The following is a 16,271-nucleotide window of genomic DNA, read 5'->3' as shown; positions in this document are numbered from 1 at the left end:
TCGCTCGACCGGGAGATGGGCGACCGGATGAGCGCCGCTCTGGCCAATCCCCGGTCGATGGACAAGGCCGGTCTCGAATCGGTGATCGCGGAGCAGAACCAGCAGCTTGGCGACGACGGGAAGCAGGTGCCGCGGATGCGCCTGCACACCGCCGTGAGCAAGCGGGGCAAGAACGTCGGCAAGGAGACGTGGACGCTCTACATCGAGGACCGCCGAGGTGAGTCCGGGCGCGCCGAGCGCCGTAAGCGCACCAGCGCCCTCTCGGCGGACTTCACCCCAGAGGGTGCGCAGGCGTTCTTCGACTATCACCAGCAGCAGAAGGAGCAGGACCATGAGCGCAGCGCTCGACAGGCTGAAGCAGCAGAACGCGCAGGACGAGCAGCGGCAGCAGCTCGGCAGTCCGGAGACGATGGAGACGTTGACCTCGATCCTCGCCGCCGTCGAGGCACAGAACGCGCGGCTCGACCGGCTGGCCGAGCAGCAGAAGAAGCTCGCGGGGCTCGTGAAGGTCATGGACGAGGAGATGAGCAAGCGCATCGACCGGGCGTCGACCTCGCAGCCGTCCGTCAGCACGTCACCGCAGATCGAGAGCGTCGAGAGCAGGCTGAGCGAGATCGAGAGCACGCTCAGCGAGTTCGTGCAGAGTCTCGACGGGAAGCGGCTGAGCGCCGCCTCGCAGAGTTTGGTCGCCGAGGCGCAGAAGAACCACGCGGCTACGGCCTCGGCGATTGAGGGACTCAAGGCACAGGCCGCGGCGAACCAGAAGCTCGTGAGCCAGGTCGGCGGGGCCGTGCAGCGGATCGAGAAGCGCGCCGAAGAACGGGTTGAGAAGGCCGTCGAGCAGGTCGCCGGGGAGGCCTCGGCCACGATGACGGCGAACCTCGACGCGTCCAACGAGCGCGCCGAGCGGATCATCGCCGCGACGGCGAAGCTGGAGGCTCGACAGCTCTGGTCGGCTGCCGCTGCGATGTGCCTCGCCCTCTTGCCGGTGGTCGTGGTCGTCGCTGGGCTCTGGATGGGCATCGCGGGGCTCATCACAGGCGCTCAGTGGGCCCTCGACGTGGACGGGAGCCTGTGGCTCGGCATCGGGCGCTGGCTCGTGGTTGCCGTGGGCCTCACCGGGGCCGGCTACGGGCTCTTCGCGTCCGTCCGTTGGGTCGCGTGCCTCGTTGAGACCTGGAGGGGCCGCGGGATGCCGAAGTGGCCCCGCTGGCGCAAGTAGGTGAACCCGGTTCCCGAGGGCAAGCGCGCGGAGCGCGTGCGGCAGCCCTGACGAGTCGACAATGAGTCAGCACACGCTGTATAGTTCAGTGCATGCTGACCATTGCTTCACGCCTCGACGTCATGAACCGGCTTGGCCGGGCCATGGCGGACCCGACGCGATCCCGCATCCTGATGACCCTGCTCGACGGCCCAAGCTACCCGGCCGTGCTTTCGCGCGAGCTGGAGCTGACGCGCTCGAACGTCTCGAACCATCTGACCTGCCTGCGCGACTGCGGGATCGTGGTCGCCGAGCCCGAGGGTCGGCAGACGCGCTACGAGATCGCTGATCCGCATCTCGCGGCGGCGCTCACGGCGCTCGTGGACGTGACGCTGGCCGTCGATGAGCACGCGCCGTGCGTCGACGCCGAGTGCGCCGTGCCCGGCTGCTGCGGGACGGGGGCGGGCGAGTGAGCGCGGCGTGCGGATGCGACGAGACCGAGACCGCGGTCGGTGAAGCAGTCGACGAAGAACAGGAGCGCCCCTGGTGGCGGGACCGCGGGATCATGGTCCCGGTCTTCTCGGGCGTCGCCTTCCTGACCGGTCTGGCGTTGGAGTGGTCCGGGATGGAGATCCCGGCGCAGGTGCTCTTCTGGATCGGCCTGCTGCTGGGAGCGTCGACGTTCACCCCTGGCGCGATCCGGAAGCTGTTCACGGGCAAGTTGGGGATCAGTCTCCTGATGACGATCAGCGCGATCGGTGCGGTGATCCTCGGCTACGTCGAAGAAGCCGCGGCGCTGGCGTTCCTCTACTCGATCGCGGAGGCGCTGGAGGACAAGGCGATGGACCGCGCCCGCGGCGGGCTGCGGGCGCTGCTCAAGCTCGTCCCGGAGACCGCGACCATCCGCCAGGACGGCGCATCGGTCGAGGTCGCCGCGAAAGATCTCGCCGTCGGTCAGCTGATGCTGGTGCGGCCGGGTGAGAAGATCGCGACCGACGGCATCGTAGTCACTGGTCGTTCGAGTTTGGACACCTCCGCGATCACCGGCGAGTCGATCCCGGTCGAGGTCGAGCCCGGCGACACGGTCTCGGCCGGCGCGATCAACACCGCGGGTGCGTTGGAGGTCGAGACGACCGCGGCGGGCACCGACAACTCGCTGACCACCATCGTCGAGCTCGTGGAGGAGGCGCAGGCAGAGAAGGGCGATCGTGCCCGGCTCGCCGACCGCATCGCTCGTCCCCTTGTGCCGGGCGTGCTCATCCTCGCCGTCCTCGTCGCACTCATCGGTTCGCTGTTCGGCGACCCCGAGCTGTGGATCACCCGCGCCCTCGTCGTGCTGGTGGCTGCGTCGCCGTGCGCACTGGCGATCTCGGTCCCGCTGACCGTGGTGGCCGCGATCGGTTCGGCGAGCAAGTTCGGTGTGATCATCAAGTCAGGGGCTGTATTTGAACGGTTCGGCGTGATCCGCCACGTGGCCGTCGACAAGACCGGCACCCTGACCCGCAACGAGCCCGCCGTCACTGCGGTGCTCACCGCCGACGGGATCACCGAGGCGCAGGCGCTGGCCTGGGCTGCCGCGCTGGAGCAGCACAGCACCCACCCGCTCGCGGCCGCGATCACCGCTGCAGCGCCTGAGGCCCCTGCTGCCGAGGACGTGACCGAACAGGCCGGGCACGGCATCGAAGGCAAGCACGACGGCGCGCGGATCACGGTCGGCAGTCCCCGCTGGTTGGACGCCGGGCCGCTCGGCGACCAGGTAGCAGGCCTGGAGGAGCAGGGCATGACCGTCGTCATCGTGCACCGCGAGGGCGTCCCGGTCGCCGCGATCGGCATCCGCGACGAGCTGCGCCCCGAGGTCCCCGAGGTCGTCCGCACCCTTACCGCCCAGGGCGTCGGGATGACCATGCTCACCGGCGACAACGCCCGCACCGCCCGCGCCCTGGCCGCGCAGGCAGGGATCGAGGACGTGCGCGCCGAGTTGCGCCCTGAGGACAAGGCCGCCGCGATCGGCGAGCTCGGCCAGCACGGTTCGGTCGCGATGATCGGCGACGGCATCAACGATGCCCCCGCCCTCGCTGCCGCCGACATCGGCATCGCAATGGGGGCGACCGGCTCCGATGCCGCGATCGAGTCCGCCGACGTGGCCTTCACTGGTCACGATTTGCGGCTGCTGCCGCGCGCGTTCGACCACGCCCGACGCGGACGCCACATCATCAACCAGAACATCATCCTGTCGCTGCTGATCATCACCGCGCTGCTCCCGTTGGCCCTCTTCGGCGTCCTGGGCCTCGCCGCCGTGGTGCTGGTGCACGAGATCGCCGAGGTCGTCGTGATCCTCAACGGCCTGCGCGCCGCCCGGACTCGGAAGGAATCCATCGCATGAAGGTCGAACTGCTGCACATCGTCGACTGCCCGAACACGGCCATCGCCGAAGCCAACGCACGCGCGGCGCTGGACGTTGTCGAGCTCGGGGCCGTTCCTGTCGAGCTGGTGACGATCTGGACCGAGGACGAGGCGGCGAACATTAGGTTCGGAGGCTCGCCCACGATCCTCGTCGACGGCGTCGACCTGTTCCCGACGACACCGGTTCGCTCGCTCGCGTGCCGGGTCTACGCGACGGAGAGCGGGTACGCCGGATCCCCGACTGTGGCACAGATCGATGAGGCGCTTCGCGGCCGTAGGCGAGGCGGCGGAAGCGATCGATAGATCCGGTGTCACAACCAAGACATGCGCTAGGGCGTGTCTCCTATATGGCTGACCAGATGAGACAGGCGGCGAGGACGACGGCTGCGCGGTAGGTGATGGCGAGCTTGTCGTAGCGGGTGGCCAGGCCTCGCCATTGTTTGGCGAGGTTGAAGTGGCGTTCGACGACGTTGCGGCCGCGATAGGCGGTCTTGTCGTACGTTCGCGGGCGTCCGCCCCGACTGCCGCGGCGTTGGCGTGCGGCTGCTTCGTCGGACTTTTCAGGGATGACGGTCTTGATGCCGCGGGCGCGCAGCTCGCGCCGGTAGGTGCCAGCGGAGTATGCCTTGTCAGCGATGACGGAGTCGGGTCGGGTGCGTGGCCGGCCCGGACCGAGGCGGGGGACGTGAATGTCGGCCAGCACGGCGCCCAGCATCGCGCCGTCATTGCGTTGCCCGCCGGTGATGACCGCCGCCAAGGGACGGCCGTGGCCGTCGACCGCAGCATGGATCTTCGTTGTCAGGCCGCCACGCGAGCGTCCGATGCCGTGCCCGGCCGGTTCACCGGCGCGTGTGCCCGGACTCCTGTAATTCGATGTGGCCCCCTGTGTCCTGATCGGGGCGGGTCGTGTTCGTCGCATGCTGATGGGCGCGCGTGATCGTCGCGTCGACGGACACGTTCCAGTCCACATCGCCAGCCGCATCGGCTTCCGCGAGCAGCTGTGCGAGGATCCGATCCCACGTGCCATCAGCGGCATACCTGCGGTGACGCTTCCACGCGGTCTGCCACGGACCGAAGTGCTCACGCGGAACGTCCCGCCACGGAATGCCCGTGCGATACCGATAGGCGATCGCTTCGACCACCCGCCGGTGGTCACCGAAAGGATGCCCGCGCCGCCCTTCGTTTGAAGGCAGCAACGGCTCAATCCGAGCCCACTGTGCGTCCGTGAAGACCTGATAGCGCGAAGAAGACGACGTCACCAATCAAGACTGCCGCGCGTCACCACCCCAATTTGGGAGACACGCCCTAGCGCATGTTGATGACGCCGGTGCCGAGCTCGACGCGCGACGTGCGCGCGCCCATCGCCGCGAGTAGCGGGAAGGGAGAGGACGTGTTCTGCTCGAAGTGGTGAATGCGGATCCACGCGCCGTCCATGTCGGCGTCCTCCGCCGCCTCAGCGAGCCGGATCGTGTCCGCTATGAGCTCGCCCGCGGTGCGCACCTTCGAACCGGGCGCGGCGGACCACCACCCGAACGACAGAAACCCAATGTTCCTCATGCCCACTCCCTCCGTTGACGCGTCAACAATCTATCGCCCCAACACCCGGAGGCGCACACCGATTCCACGCCGACGCCCCGGGTATCTCTCCATTCTGGTCCGCCCCGAGCCGCGTGTCGCGGTGGCGGCGAACGCTGTCGCTAGCCTGAGCGCATGATCACGATCCGTCGGGTCGAACCCGATGACGCCGACGCTCACGCGCTGTGGGCGGAGCAGCAGGAGGACCTCGCGCGGCGCTATGACGCCCCCGACCTCGTCCTCGAGACGCGCTTCGACACGCTGGTGGCCTCGCTCGTGGGCTACTCGGAGCAGGGAGAGCCCGTCGCGAGCATCGTCCTGCGCTGGTCGCCCTACGACACGGGCGCGGGCTCGCTCGAGCTCAAGCGGCTCTTCGTGCGCCCCCTCCACCGCGGCCATGGCCACTCCAAGGTGATGATGGGCGCCGCCGAGGCGATCGCACGCAAGGCCGGCGCCACCCGCATCGTCCTCGAGACCGGCACCGAGCAGCCCGAGGCGCTCGCGCTGTACGACCGCCTGGGCTACACCCGCATTCCCGGATACGGGGAGTACAAGGACGAGCCGGACTCGATCTGCTACGGGCGTGACCTGCCGTTCCGGGTGCTCGTGGTGACGGGCGCGATGGGGGCGGGGAAGACGTCGGTGGGCGAGTCCGCGCATTCCGCCCTTGCCGTGCGGGGGCCCGCACGGCGTTCATCGACGCGGACACGCTGTGCGAGGCGTACCCGTCTCCTCCGGACGACACCGTGAACCAGTCGCTGCTCATGGAGGCGCTCGCCGCGCTCGCGCCGGTGTACCGGCGCCGCGGCTACGGACTCCTCGTGATTCCGCGAATCCTCGAGGACCCGGCGGACCGCGCCGCCATCGCGCACGCGCTCGCGGGTCCGGGAGGGATCGCGGACGTCGCCGTCGTGCGCATCACGGCGCCGCTTGAGGAGCGCATCGCGCGCCTGCGCCGCCGCGAAACCTCGCAGCGCTGGCTCGACTGGGCCGTGCCTCGCACCGCCGAGCAGGCCGACGAGCTCGAGGAGCTGGCCATCGAGGACGCGGTGGTGGACAACAGCGGGCGCCCTCCCGAGGATTCTGCGGCCGAGGCCCTCGACGCCATCGGCTGGTAGCGGCCCGCGCGCGCGCCGGGCGGAGCGCGGAGCGCTCAGTCCGCCAGCGCGAACCTCACCGCGGCCGCGGCGTGCAGCTCGAGCGCGTCGAAGTAGGGCACGTCGACGTCGCCCGCCGTCATCACCATCGGGATCTCGGTGCACCCCGCGATGACGCCGCCGGCTCCCCGGCCCACCAGTGCGGACGTGACATCCCTGACCAGGGTGCGACCGGCATCGTCCACGATGCCCCGCGCGAGCTTGTCGTAGATGAGGTCATGGACCTCGGAGAGCGCGGGCTCCTCCGGGACGATCGCGGTCACGCCGTGCGCGGCGAGGCGCTCGCGGTAGAACGGCATGCGCATCGTGAAGCCCGTGCCCAGCAGGGCGACCGTGTCGAGGCCCGCGGCGCGGATCGCGTGCGCCGTCTCGTCGACCACGTGGATGACCGGCACGCCGGCGGCCTCCTGCACCTCGTCGGCCACCGCGTGCATGGTGTTCGCGCAGATGAGGATCGCCTCCGCGCCGCCGTCGACGAGCCAGCGCGCATCGCGGCCAAACGTCGCGGCCAGCCCGTCCCAGTCGCCCGCCTCCTGAGCCTGCGCGATCGCGCCGAACTCGTAGTGGCGAATCACGAGGTCCGCGGTGCGCCCGGGCAGGGCCGCCGCGACGCCGTCGTGGAGGAGTTGCTCGTACACGAGCGTCGAGTGCCAGGTGATGCCTCCCAGGAGGCCGATGCGGCGAGGGGTAGAGCGCATGCCTCGAGCCTAGGAGGGGCGGTGGTGCCACGGGCCGTGAGGTTGGCCCCTGTTCGCAAGGGCGACCTTCCTGTACGATGGAACGATGCAGATTGGCGAATTGGCCGCGCGCGGCGGCGTGACGGCGAAGACCGTGCGGTACTACGAGAGCATTGGCCTCATGACCGCGCCCGAGCGGCGCGCGAACGGCTATCGCGAGTACGGCGAGGGGGCGCTTGAGCGACTGCGCTTCATTCGCGACTCGCAGGCGGCGGGGCTCAGCCTCAGCGAGGCGGGCGAGATCCTGCGCATGAAGGACGAGGGCGAGAGCACGTGCGAGCACAGCCGCGCGATGGTCGACAGGCACCTGCGGGACATCGACGCGCAGATCGCGAGCCTGCTCGCCGCGAAGGCCGAGCTGACCGCGCTGTCGCGGCGTGCCGAGGCGCTCGACCCCGCGAACTGCACCGACCCTCACCGCTGTCAGGTCCTCGCGCTTGACCTTGCCGTCAGCGGGAAGGTTTAGCCTGCCGACATGAGCACCGACACCACCACCCCGGCCGAGCCCGCCCACCGTCCCGCGATCGATCTCGCGGTGGGCGGCATGACCTGTGCCGGCTGCGCGACCGGCATCCAGCGCGGACTCGCCGCGCTGCCGGGCGTCGACAGCGCCGCCGTCAACATCGCGACCCGACGCGCCACGGTCCTTCCCGACGGCACTCTCGACGCCGACGAGCTCGAGGACCTCATGCGCGCCGCGATCACGGGGCTCGGCTACGAGGTCCTCACGCGCGGACGCGACGCGGGAGCGGACCCCGACGGGACGGACCCCGACGGGACGCGGCCCGACCGGCATCGTCCCCCCGAGGGCGACGCCGACTCCCTCGCCGACGAGCACGCCGCGCACCTCGCCTCGGACGCGCGCCGCATCGCGGACTACAAGCGCCGCTTCCTCGTCGCTCTCGCGCTGTCCGTGCCGGTCACCGCGATCTCGATGATCATGCCGTTGCAGTTCGCCGGCTGGGAGTGGCTGGTCGCCGCGCTCGCGACCCCGGTCGTGTGGTGGGCCGCGTGGCCGTTCCACGCGAGCGCCGCGCGCAGCCTGCGCCACCGCACCACGACCATGGACACGCTCGTGAGTCTGGGATCGATGGCGGCGTGGACGTGGTCGACGGTGGTCCTGCTCGCGGGGATCGACGGCGGCCACGTGTACTTCGAGACCGGCGCCGTGATCGTGACGCTCATCCTGCTGGGCAAGTGGCTTGAGGTGCGCTCGACCGCGCGAGCGGGCGACGCCCTGCGGGCGCTGTCCTCGCGCCAGAGCGCGACCGCGCGCCTCGAGGACGGCACCGAGATCCCGCGCGCCGCGCTCGAGGTGGGCATGCGCTTCGTCGTGCGTCCCGGCGAGACCATCGCGACGGACGGCGTGGTGGTCGACGGCGAGGCCGCGGTCGACGCGAGCGTCGTGACGGGCGAGTCGGTGCCCGTGGCCGCGCGTCCCGGCGTCGAGGTCGTGGGCGGCACCCTCGCCGCGGACGGCGCACTCACCGTCGAGGCGACCCGGGTGGGCGCACAGACGATGCTCGCGCAGATTGCGCGCATGGTCGACCAGGCGCAGTCGGGCAAGGCGCGCGTGCAGCGCCTCGTGGACCGCATTTCGGCGGTCTTCGTGCCCGCCGTGGTGGCGCTGTCCCTCGTGACCTTCGCGCTGTGGCTCGCTCTCACGGGCGACGCTAACGCCGCGATCACCGCGGCCGTGGCGGTCCTCATCATCAGCTGCCCGTGCGCGCTGGGCCTCGCGACCCCGCTCGCGATCCTCGTGGGCACGGGTCGCGGCGCGCAGCTCGGCGTGCTCGTGCGCGGCGCGCCCGCGCTCGAGGACGCGCGGGCGGTGCAGACCGTGGTCCTCGACAAGACCGGCACCGTCACCGAGGGACGCATGAGCGTCACCGCGACCCACGCGCCGGGCCTGTCCGCCGAGGCTGCCGATGCGCTGCTCGACGCGGCCGCCTCCGTCGAGGATCGCTCGGAGCACCCGATCGCGCGCGCGATTGCCGAGTCGCGGCTCACGCGCGTGCCGCTCAAGGGCTTCCGGTCGACGCCGGGCCGCGGCGTCACCGCGACCGTGCGCGGCGCGGGAGTCGACGGCGCGAACGCCGACCTCACCGTGGGTGCGCGTGGGCTCTTCGACCGGGTGGACGATGCCCTCGAGGCCTGGGCGGCCGGGCGCGAGGAGGCGGGCGAGACGGTCGTGTTCGCCGGGCGCTCCCGCCCGCTGGGCGGAGGCCTCTTGGGGGCGGCGGCGCCCGCCGTGCGCGAGCCCCTCGCGGCCGAGGTCGCGATCGCGGTGCGCGACCGCGTCAAGGACTCGACTCCCGAGGCGCTCGCGGCGTTCCGCAATCTGGGCCTCGACGTGGTGCTGCTCACGGGCGATGCGCGTCGGGTGGCCGAGGCCGTGGGCCGCGAACTGGGCATCGATCGCGTGATCGCCGAGGTGCTGCCGCAGGACAAGGCCGCCGTGGTCGCGAGCCTGCAGGAGGGCGGTCGCCGTGTCGCGATGGTCGGCGACGGCGTGAACGACGCCCCCGCGCTGGCTCAGGCGGACCTGGGGATCGCGATCGGCACGGGTGCGGACGTGGCGCGCGAGGCATCGGACCTCACCGTCGTGTCGGGCGACCCGCGAGCGGCGGCGGACGCGATCGCGCTGTCGCGGCGCACCTACGCGACCATCCGCGGCAACCTCATCTGGGCCTTCGCGTACAACGTGGCGGCGATCCCGCTGGCGGCGCTGGGCGTGCTCGACCCGATGATTGCCGCGGGTGCCATGGGCGCCTCGAGCCTGTTCGTGGTGGGTAACTCGCTGCGGCTGCGCCGCTTCAGGAGCCTCCGCACGGCCTGAGCCGGCACGAGGGCCGTGCCGCCAGGGCCCGGTTCAGCGCCCCGCGACGGACCACGCGAGACGCGAGCGTGCGGCCGTCACCCGACCCGCGGCATCGGCCGCACGCGCGGACACCATCCCGTCCGTGTGTGCGGCCACCAGCAGCGCGAGCTGGGCACGCTGTAGCGCGAGCAGGTCGCGAGCGGCCTGCACGCCGTGGCGATCGAGCATGTCGAGCCGCGCCCTGCGCCGCCTGCGCCGGGTCGACAGCCCCTCGAAGTCGACGGGGGAGACCAGGTGATCGGGAACGGTGTCGCGGGCCATGCGCGCGAACACCTCCCGCTCGCGTTGATGGCTGACGTGGAGGGTGGTGGCGAGCACCACGACGATCGGCACGCCCTTGATCAGAGCGGACAGCACGGGCGGCCCCGAGATCAGCGGGGAGTTGAGGAAAGAGTGGAGCACCATGGCCGCGCCAAGCGTCGCGAGCATCACGCCCCAGCGCCACCACGCGGGCGCGACGGACACGAAGAAGTAGCCCACGCCCGCGCCGGCGAGCGCGGAGAAGGCCGCGTGGCTCCACACGCCGGAGACGAGGCCGCGCATCACGAACATCTGCACCACGGTGTCCATCGCGTCGCCCGCGAGGGCGGCCGTGCGTGCCGTGTAGAGGAAGCCCTCCACGACCTGGAAACCGAGCCCGACCATTCCGCCGTAGAACGCGCCGTCGGCGACCGTGCGGATGCGCGCGCCGGGGATGAGCGCGAGCGCGACCACGCCGAGCGCCTTGAGCGGCTCCTCGACCAGGGGTGCCGCGATCGCCGACAGCCAGGGCGAGTCCTCGCCCAGCCAGCCGCCCACGATCTCGTGCATCGCCGGACCGCCGATGCGCGAGACGCCGACCGCGACCACCGCTCCCCACGCGAGCGCGCCCAGCACGTTGACGACCGGCCGTCGCTCATAGAGCTCGAGCTGATACACGACCGTCGCGAACACGAGGCCGTACAGCAGCCACAGCCCGGCGGCGAGCGCACCCGACGCGGGGTTGGCGAGCAGCGACTCGAGAATGAGCGGAGCGACCACGGTGAATGCGGCCGCACCCATCGCTAGGAAGGTCCAGAACACCCACGAACGCAGATCGATGAATGTCGCGGTGCGCGGACGCGGAATCCCGCCCCGCACCGCGGGCGGCCGCGCCGCGGCCCGGGTCACGCCGTCTCCTCGGGGAAGCGCAGCGAGCGCACCAGGAGCTGAGCCGAGGACGAGGCTGCCTCCCATGCGGTCAACGGAGCGGTGAGCACCACCGTGACCTCGCTGGCGCCGTTTGAGACCACCCAGGCCTGCACCGTCTGCTGCGGCTCCTGGAGGATCACCGTCGCGGCGGAGTCTCCTGCCTCGGTGTCGAACGCGCGCGGGGCGGTGGCCACGGCGCCCTCGGTCGCCTCCTCGCTCCACTGGGCGATGAGGGCGTCGAGCGACTGCGCGGGATGTCGCTCGGCGGCCTCGGGTGCGCCGATCACCAGCGTCGCACCACCCTGAGTGAACGTGGTGGCCCCGGCGGTGGAATCTGCGGGCGTCCACGTGTCGGGCACCGTCACGGTTGCCCCGCCGCCAATTCCGACGGCCACCGGCGGTGGAGGTGCCCCAGCCTCGGCCAACCCGGGAAGAAGCAGGGCGTACGCGGCCACCACGACGCAGATCACGAGCGCTCCCGCGAGAGATCCGCGCCCGATCAGCCGCACGGACAGCGGCTGCGAGGCGGGCCGGGCGCCCGGCGCTCCGGCTCCCGAGGTAGCCGCATCGGCGGCGGAAGAGGCGCCGCTGCTCATGGCTGCGACGCTAGCACGCGGCGGGCCTCGTTCCTGGGTGGTTTCGACCGTTTCGTCGTGATAGTCCGGGGGCGTTGCGGGGGCGAGGGACGTCCCCCGTGTTCAGACCGCGTCGAGCGCGCGTGCGAGGTCGGCGCGCAGATCCTCGACGTCCTCGAGGCCCACGCTCAGCCGCACGGTCGCGTCGCACATGCCGACCGCGGCGCGCCCCTCGGCGCCCAGCTTGCGGTGGGTCGTGGTCGCGGGATGCGTCGCGATCGACTTCGCGTCGCCCAGGTTGTTCGAGATCGCGAAGACGCGCAGCGCGTCGAGGAAGCGGAAGGTCGCGGCCTTGGCCTCGGGCCCGTGGGGATCGGTGCCCTCGGGCAGGGCGATGTCGATGGTGACGAGCGTGCCGCCCATCGTCATCTGGCGTGCCGCGAGCTCGTACTGCGGGTGCGAGGGGAGCAGCGGATAGCGAGCGACGGCCACCTTGGGGTGGGCGTCGAGCCACGCCGCGAGCTCGAGCGCCGCGGCGGACTGCGCGCGCACGCGCACCGGGAGCGTCTCGAGGGACTTGCCGAGCACCCACGCGGTGAACGGCGACATCGTCGCGCCCATGGTGCGGACCATCGTCCTCACCTTGTCGACGTACTCCGCGCCACCCAGGACGGCCCCTCCCAGCACCCGGCCCTGGCCGTCGATGTGCTTGGTGGCCGAGTAGACCACGGCATCGGCGCCCAACTCGAGGGGGCGCTGACCCAGCGGGGTCGCGAACACGTTGTCCACGATCAGCAGCGCGCCGGCGCGGCGCGCGAGGGTCGCGACGTGAGCGATGTCGACCACGTCCTGCATGGGGTTGGTGGGGGACTCGAGGTAGATCGCGTCCGCCGGCTCGGCGAGCGCCCGATCCCAGTCGGCATTGTCGTGCGCGTCCACGTAGTCGACGCGGATGCCCCACTTCGCGAAGTAGTCGTTGAAGACCGTGATCGACGAGCCGAACAGCGCGCGCGCCGCCACCAGTCGCGACCCCTGCTCGAGGATCGCGGCGAGCGACACGAAGACCGCGGCCATGCCGGTCGCGGTCGCGAAGCACGACTCGGCGCCCTCGATCGCCGCGAGCCGGTCCTGGAACATCGTCACGGTCGGATTGCCGTAGCGCGAGTACTGGTAGCGCTCGATCTCGCCGGCGAAGGCCGCCTCCGCCTCCGCTGCCGTGGGGTACACGTAGCCCTGCGTGAGGAACAGCGGCTCCGACATCTCATCGAACGCGGTGCGCGTGACGCCGGCGTGGACGGCGATCGTGTCGGGGCGGAACGGGGGACGGCGTCCGAGGTCATGCGCTCAGGCTACCGAAGCGAGAAGGGACGATGCGGCGGCCGGGAAAGGAGGCACCCGCCGCCGCATCGTCCGTTCAGCCCTCGCGGACGGCGTAGACGCGACCGGATGCGGCGGTCGCGCTCAGCGAACCGTCGCGGGAGACGACGGTGACGGACTCGCTGGTGCCGTCCGGCGAGTGCAGGGTGACGGTGCGCTCGGGCGCACCGCCGGGGTAGGCCACCAGCTCGACCTCGGACAGCAGGTCGTAGTCGGGGCGATCGCTCCTGGTGCCACGCGCGATGACCGCGCCCGGCCGGACGTACAGGGGCATCGACGCGAAGCCGTGCGTCTCGCGGACCCACCGCCCGCCCTCGACGCGCTCTCCCGTGAGCAGCGACGTCCACGTGCCGGCGGGCAGGTAGACGTCGACCTCTCCGGACTCCGAAAACACCGGCGCGACCAGCAGGTCCTCGCCCAGCAAGTACTGCCGGTCGAGGTGCTGCGTCGCCGGGTCGCCGGGGAAGGCCATGAACATCGGGCGCATGAGCGGCACCCCGGTCTGCGTGGTCTGGACCGATGCCGCGTAGAGGTACGGCATGAGCGACAGCTTCAGGGTGGTGAAGGTGCGGGCGACGTCCACGGCCTCCTCGTCGAAGGCCCACGGCACGCGGTACGAGTTCGAGCCGTGCAGGCGCGAGTGCGAGGACATGAGACCGAACGCGAGCCAGCGCTTGAACACGCCCGCGTCGGGCGTTCCCTCGAAGCCGCCGATGTCATGGCTCCAGTACCCGAAGCCCGAGCTCATGAGCGACAGCCCGCCACGCAGGGTCTCCGCCATCGACACGTAGGACGACGAGTTGTCGCCGCCCCAGTGCACGGGCATCGTCTGACCGCCCGCGGTCGCCGAGCGTGCGAAGAGCACGGCGTTGCCCTCGCCCTTCTCCGCGACCAGCACCTCCCACACTGCCTCGTTGTAGAGCTGCGTGTAGAGGTTGTGCATGGTCTCGGGGCTCGAGCCGTCGTGCCACACGACGTCGGTGGGGATGCGCTCGCCGAAGTCGGTCTTGATCGCGTCCACGCCCTGGCGCACCAGGGTGCGCACGAACTCCTGGAACCAGGCCTTGGCCTCGGGGTTCGTGAAGTCGACCAGCGCCATCCCGGCCTGCCACATGTCCCACTGCCAGATCGAGCCGTCGGGACGCTTGACCAGGTAGCCGCGCTCCGCGCCCTCCGCGAACATGCGGCCGCGCTGCGCGATGTACGGGTTGATCCACGCGGAGACGTGGAGGTCCTTGTCCTCGTGCATGCGCTTGAGCATGAGGTCGGGGTCGGGGAACACGCGCTCGTCCCACACGCCGTCGGTCCAGTTGAACTCGCGCATCCAGAAGCAGTCGTAGTGGAACACGGAGAGCGGGATGTCGCGCTCGCGCATGCCGTCGACGAAGGACGTCACGGTGTCCTCGTCGTACTGCGTCGTGAACGACGTCGACAGCCACAGCCCGAAGGACCACGCGGGCACGCGCGGGGGCCGGCCCAGCAGCGCCGTGTAGCGCTCGACGGCATCGGCGGGAGTGGGTCCGGCGAAGACCAGGTACTCGAGCGACTCGCCGCCCGTCGAGAACTGGACACGCTCGACGGCCTCGGTGCCGACCTCGAAGCTTACGTGCTCGGGCTGGTTGACCAGCACGCCGTAGCCCTTCGAGGACAGGTAGAACGGGACGTTCTTGTACGACAGCTCGGAGGAGGTGCCGCCGTCCGCGTTCCAGATGTCGACGGTCTGGCCGTTCTTGACGAACGGGCCGAACCTCTCGCCCAGTCCGTAGATGGTCTCGCCCACGCCCAGGTCAAGCTGCTCGTGCACGTAGGTCCGGTGCGGCGCGAGGCCCGACTCCGAGTAGCCGGCGATGCCCGCCGGCTCGGCGGCGACGGGAGCGTCCTTGGCGAGCTTCACGTACGCGACCGAATGGTGGCCCGAGCCCGTGATGCGCTCGCCGTCGACCTCGAAGTCGAGGCGCCAGGGCGCGCCCGGCGCGACCCGTGCGGTGAGGCGCCCGGAGGTCAGGGTGCCCCCTGCATCGTCCACCCGCGCGGTTCCCGCGCCCTCGACCGCTCCCGGCATCGCGAAGCCGGGCGACCGGCGTGTGCCCTGATGGTGGTCGATGCGCACGCGCACCACGCCCTCGAGAGGGGAGCTAAGCGTGACCGTGAGCACCGCGCGGTTGAGCGTGTCGCCGCGGGTCGCGATGACCTTGGTGGGGGCGTGGACGGTGAGCGTGTCGCCGTCGGCCCAGATGTCGTACGCCTCCTCGGCGTACAGCGCCTCGACGCCGGGACGGCGATGCCAGAATCCGTCGGTGAACTTCACTTCACTGCTCCTGCCGTGATGCCCCTCGTCAGCGTGCGCTGGAAGAGGAGGAAGAAGATGATCGTGGGGATGACGCTGATGAGCGTTCCCGCGATGAGGGTCGTGGTGTCCGTCTGGCGCTCTCCGTTGAGCTGCTCGAGCAGCAGCGGCACGGTGAGCGAGTCGGAGGTGTTGAGGAAGGCCAGCGGCAGCAGGAACTCGTTCCACGTCCAAATGAAGAAGAACACCATGAGGACGGACAGCGTGGGCCGCAGGATCGGCACGATCGCCGAGCGCAGCGTGCGCCAGCGGGTCGCGCCGTCGACGGCCGCCGCCTCGAGGATTTCCTTGGGGAACGTGCCCAGCAGGCTCGACAGCAGGTACGTGCCGAAGGCCGACTGGATGACGACGAACGTGAGGATCACCGACCACGGGTTCGACAGCAGGCCGAGGTCGTCGTAGAGCTGGAACAGCGGGTCGAACAGCATCTCCTGCGGCACCAGGTTGGCCATGAGGAACGCGAGCACGATCCACGTGCGACCGCGGACACGGCCGATCCCGATCGCGAACGAGTTGAGCACGGAGACCACGACCGCGATCACCGCGACCATGGTCGAGATGAAGATCGAGTTCCACAGCGCGCGCGGGAAGTTCTGCGTCTCCCAGAAGGTCTGGATGCCGGTGAAGTCGAGCGCAGCGGGGAAGTCGAGTGGGCTCGAATTGGCGTAGTCGACGGGCGACTTGAACGCGTTGAGCAGCAGCAGCAGGATCGGGAAGACGATGATGAGCGCGCCGACCGCGGCGAGCACCAGCAGGATCCATTCGGCGGCGGTACGCGGGCGGGCCTTATTGCGCGCCGCGCGGCCGGGGTGGACGAACCGGTGGGGGTGGGGGCGGCCGGGGTGGCC

Annotated in this window: 16 protein-coding genes; 8 read left to right on the top strand and 8 right to left on the bottom strand. The window is 70.8% G+C overall.

What is annotated here, in order from left to right; translation table 11 throughout:
- Positions 1-331 precede the first annotated feature (331 nt).
- The 4 genes from QUE44_RS14390 (at position 332) to QUE44_RS09630 (ending at position 3,907) form a co-directional block, all read left to right on the top strand.
- Positions 332-1,222: a GumC domain-containing protein gene (locus tag QUE44_RS14390; protein ID WP_425558037.1), complete on the top strand. Its 891-nt coding sequence runs from the start codon at positions 332-334 to the stop codon at positions 1,220-1,222.
- Between the two features lie 92 nt (positions 1,223-1,314).
- Complete coding sequence (cmtR, locus tag QUE44_RS09640; protein ID WP_144932261.1) at positions 1,315-1,674, top strand: Cd(II)/Pb(II)-sensing metalloregulatory transcriptional regulator CmtR; 360 nt, start codon at positions 1,315-1,317, stop codon at positions 1,672-1,674.
- Positions 1,671-3,584: a heavy metal translocating P-type ATPase gene (locus tag QUE44_RS09635; RefSeq protein ID WP_286214302.1), complete on the top strand. Its 1,914-nt coding sequence runs from the start codon at positions 1,671-1,673 to the stop codon at positions 3,582-3,584. The genes cmtR and QUE44_RS09635 overlap by 4 nt, the downstream gene beginning before the upstream one ends.
- A complete protein-coding gene (locus QUE44_RS09630) occupies positions 3,581-3,907 on the top strand; it encodes a hypothetical protein (protein WP_144932262.1) in 327 nt (108 codons plus the stop codon). The genes QUE44_RS09635 and QUE44_RS09630 overlap by 4 nt, the downstream gene beginning before the upstream one ends.
- 40 nt (positions 3,908-3,947) lie before the next feature.
- Here QUE44_RS09630 and QUE44_RS09625 read toward each other — a convergent pair.
- Both QUE44_RS09625 and QUE44_RS09620 read right to left on the bottom strand, forming a co-directional pair.
- Positions 3,948-4,866 (bottom strand): IS5 family transposase gene (locus QUE44_RS09625; RefSeq protein ID WP_286214300.1). Its coding sequence is split into 2 segments (ribosomal slippage): positions 3,948-4,487 and positions 4,489-4,866, totalling 918 coding nucleotides; the frame shifts between segments, so codons are not numbered across the junction.
- Positions 4,867-4,909: 43 nt separating this feature from the next.
- Positions 4,910-5,161: an LLM class flavin-dependent oxidoreductase gene (locus tag QUE44_RS09620; protein ID WP_286214299.1), complete on the bottom strand. Its 252-nt coding sequence runs from the start codon at positions 5,159-5,161 to the stop codon at positions 4,910-4,912.
- A gap of 153 nt (positions 5,162-5,314) precedes the next feature.
- Between QUE44_RS09620 and QUE44_RS09615 the strand changes: the two genes are divergently transcribed.
- Together QUE44_RS09615 and QUE44_RS09610 are read left to right on the top strand one after the other, a co-directional pair.
- Positions 5,315-5,929: a GNAT family N-acetyltransferase gene (locus QUE44_RS09615; RefSeq protein WP_286214298.1), complete on the top strand. Its 615-nt coding sequence runs from the start codon at positions 5,315-5,317 to the stop codon at positions 5,927-5,929.
- A complete protein-coding gene (locus QUE44_RS09610) occupies positions 5,926-6,297 on the top strand; it encodes a hypothetical protein (protein WP_286214297.1) in 372 nt (123 codons plus the stop codon). Before QUE44_RS09615 ends, QUE44_RS09610 begins: the two co-directional genes overlap by 4 nt.
- 35 nt (positions 6,298-6,332) lie before the next feature.
- Here QUE44_RS09610 and QUE44_RS09605 read toward each other — a convergent pair whose 3' ends face one another.
- Positions 6,333-7,034, bottom strand: a complete 702-nt coding sequence (locus QUE44_RS09605) for an aspartate/glutamate racemase family protein (RefSeq protein ID WP_286214296.1) — start codon at positions 7,032-7,034, stop codon at positions 6,333-6,335.
- 85 nt (positions 7,035-7,119) lie between these two features.
- Here QUE44_RS09605 and QUE44_RS09600 point away from each other — a divergent pair, with 85 nt between their 5' ends.
- A complete protein-coding gene (locus QUE44_RS09600) occupies positions 7,120-7,539 on the top strand; it encodes a heavy metal-responsive transcriptional regulator (RefSeq protein WP_286214295.1) in 420 nt (139 codons plus the stop codon).
- Positions 7,540-7,548: 9 nt separating this feature from the next.
- Entirely contained in the window at positions 7,549-9,912 is a 2,364-nt protein-coding gene (locus tag QUE44_RS09595; RefSeq protein ID WP_286214294.1) for a heavy metal translocating P-type ATPase, read from the top strand.
- 33 nt (positions 9,913-9,945) lie between these two features.
- Here the strand turns inward: QUE44_RS09595 and QUE44_RS09590 are convergent, their stop codons facing one another.
- From QUE44_RS09590 to QUE44_RS09570, 5 genes are all read right to left on the bottom strand, one after another.
- Positions 9,946-11,103, bottom strand: a complete 1,158-nt coding sequence (locus tag QUE44_RS09590) for a PrsW family intramembrane metalloprotease (protein ID WP_286214293.1) — start codon at positions 11,101-11,103, stop codon at positions 9,946-9,948.
- Positions 11,100-11,720, bottom strand: a complete 621-nt coding sequence (locus QUE44_RS09585; protein ID WP_286214292.1) for a hypothetical protein — start codon at positions 11,718-11,720, stop codon at positions 11,100-11,102. The genes QUE44_RS09590 and QUE44_RS09585 overlap by 4 nt, the downstream gene beginning before the upstream one ends.
- A 102-nt stretch (positions 11,721-11,822) precedes the next feature.
- Entirely contained in the window at positions 11,823-13,001 is a 1,179-nt protein-coding gene (gene metZ, locus QUE44_RS09580) for an O-succinylhomoserine sulfhydrylase (RefSeq protein ID WP_286216747.1), read from the bottom strand.
- Positions 13,002-13,113: 112 nt separating this feature from the next.
- Positions 13,114-15,384, bottom strand: a complete 2,271-nt coding sequence (yicI, locus tag QUE44_RS09575; protein ID WP_286214291.1) for an alpha-xylosidase — start codon at positions 15,382-15,384, stop codon at positions 13,114-13,116.
- Positions 15,381-16,172 carry a carbohydrate ABC transporter permease gene (locus QUE44_RS09570; protein WP_286214290.1) on the bottom strand — a complete coding sequence of 264 codons (792 nt, stop codon included), beginning with the start codon at positions 16,170-16,172 and terminating at the stop codon, positions 15,381-15,383. The genes yicI and QUE44_RS09570 overlap by 4 nt, the downstream gene beginning before the upstream one ends.
- Positions 16,173-16,271: the final 99 nt, after the last annotated feature.

It is taken from the genome of Demequina sediminis (assembly GCF_030296675.1).
Taxonomy (GTDB): domain Bacteria; phylum Actinomycetota; class Actinomycetes; order Actinomycetales; family Demequinaceae; genus Demequina; species Demequina sediminis.
This window is presented reverse-complemented; position numbering and strand designations above follow the sequence as displayed.

Bases quoted from the DNA above. Each gene is read 5' to 3' on its own strand.
- QUE44_RS09615 (WP_286214298.1), top strand. From the start codon at position 5,315: ATGATCACGATCCGTCGGGTCGAACCCGATGACGCCGACGCTCACGCG.
- QUE44_RS09605 (WP_286214296.1), bottom strand. From the start codon at position 7,034: ATGCGCTCTACCCCTCGCCGCATCGGCCTCCTGGGAGGCATCACCTGG.
- QUE44_RS09585 (WP_286214292.1), bottom strand. From the start codon at position 11,720: ATGAGCAGCGGCGCCTCTTCCGCCGCCGATGCGGCTACCTCGGGAGCC.
- QUE44_RS09595 (WP_286214294.1), top strand. From the start codon at position 7,549: ATGAGCACCGACACCACCACCCCGGCCGAGCCCGCCCACCGTCCCGCG.
- cmtR (WP_144932261.1), top strand. From the start codon at position 1,315: ATGCTGACCATTGCTTCACGCCTCGACGTCATGAACCGGCTTGGCCGG.
- QUE44_RS09620 (WP_286214299.1), bottom strand. From the start codon at position 5,161: ATGAGGAACATTGGGTTTCTGTCGTTCGGGTGGTGGTCCGCCGCGCCC.
- QUE44_RS14390 (WP_425558037.1), top strand. From the start codon at position 332: ATGAGCGCAGCGCTCGACAGGCTGAAGCAGCAGAACGCGCAGGACGAG.
- QUE44_RS09600 (WP_286214295.1), top strand. From the start codon at position 7,120: ATGCAGATTGGCGAATTGGCCGCGCGCGGCGGCGTGACGGCGAAGACC.
- QUE44_RS09630 (WP_144932262.1), top strand. From the start codon at position 3,581: ATGAAGGTCGAACTGCTGCACATCGTCGACTGCCCGAACACGGCCATC.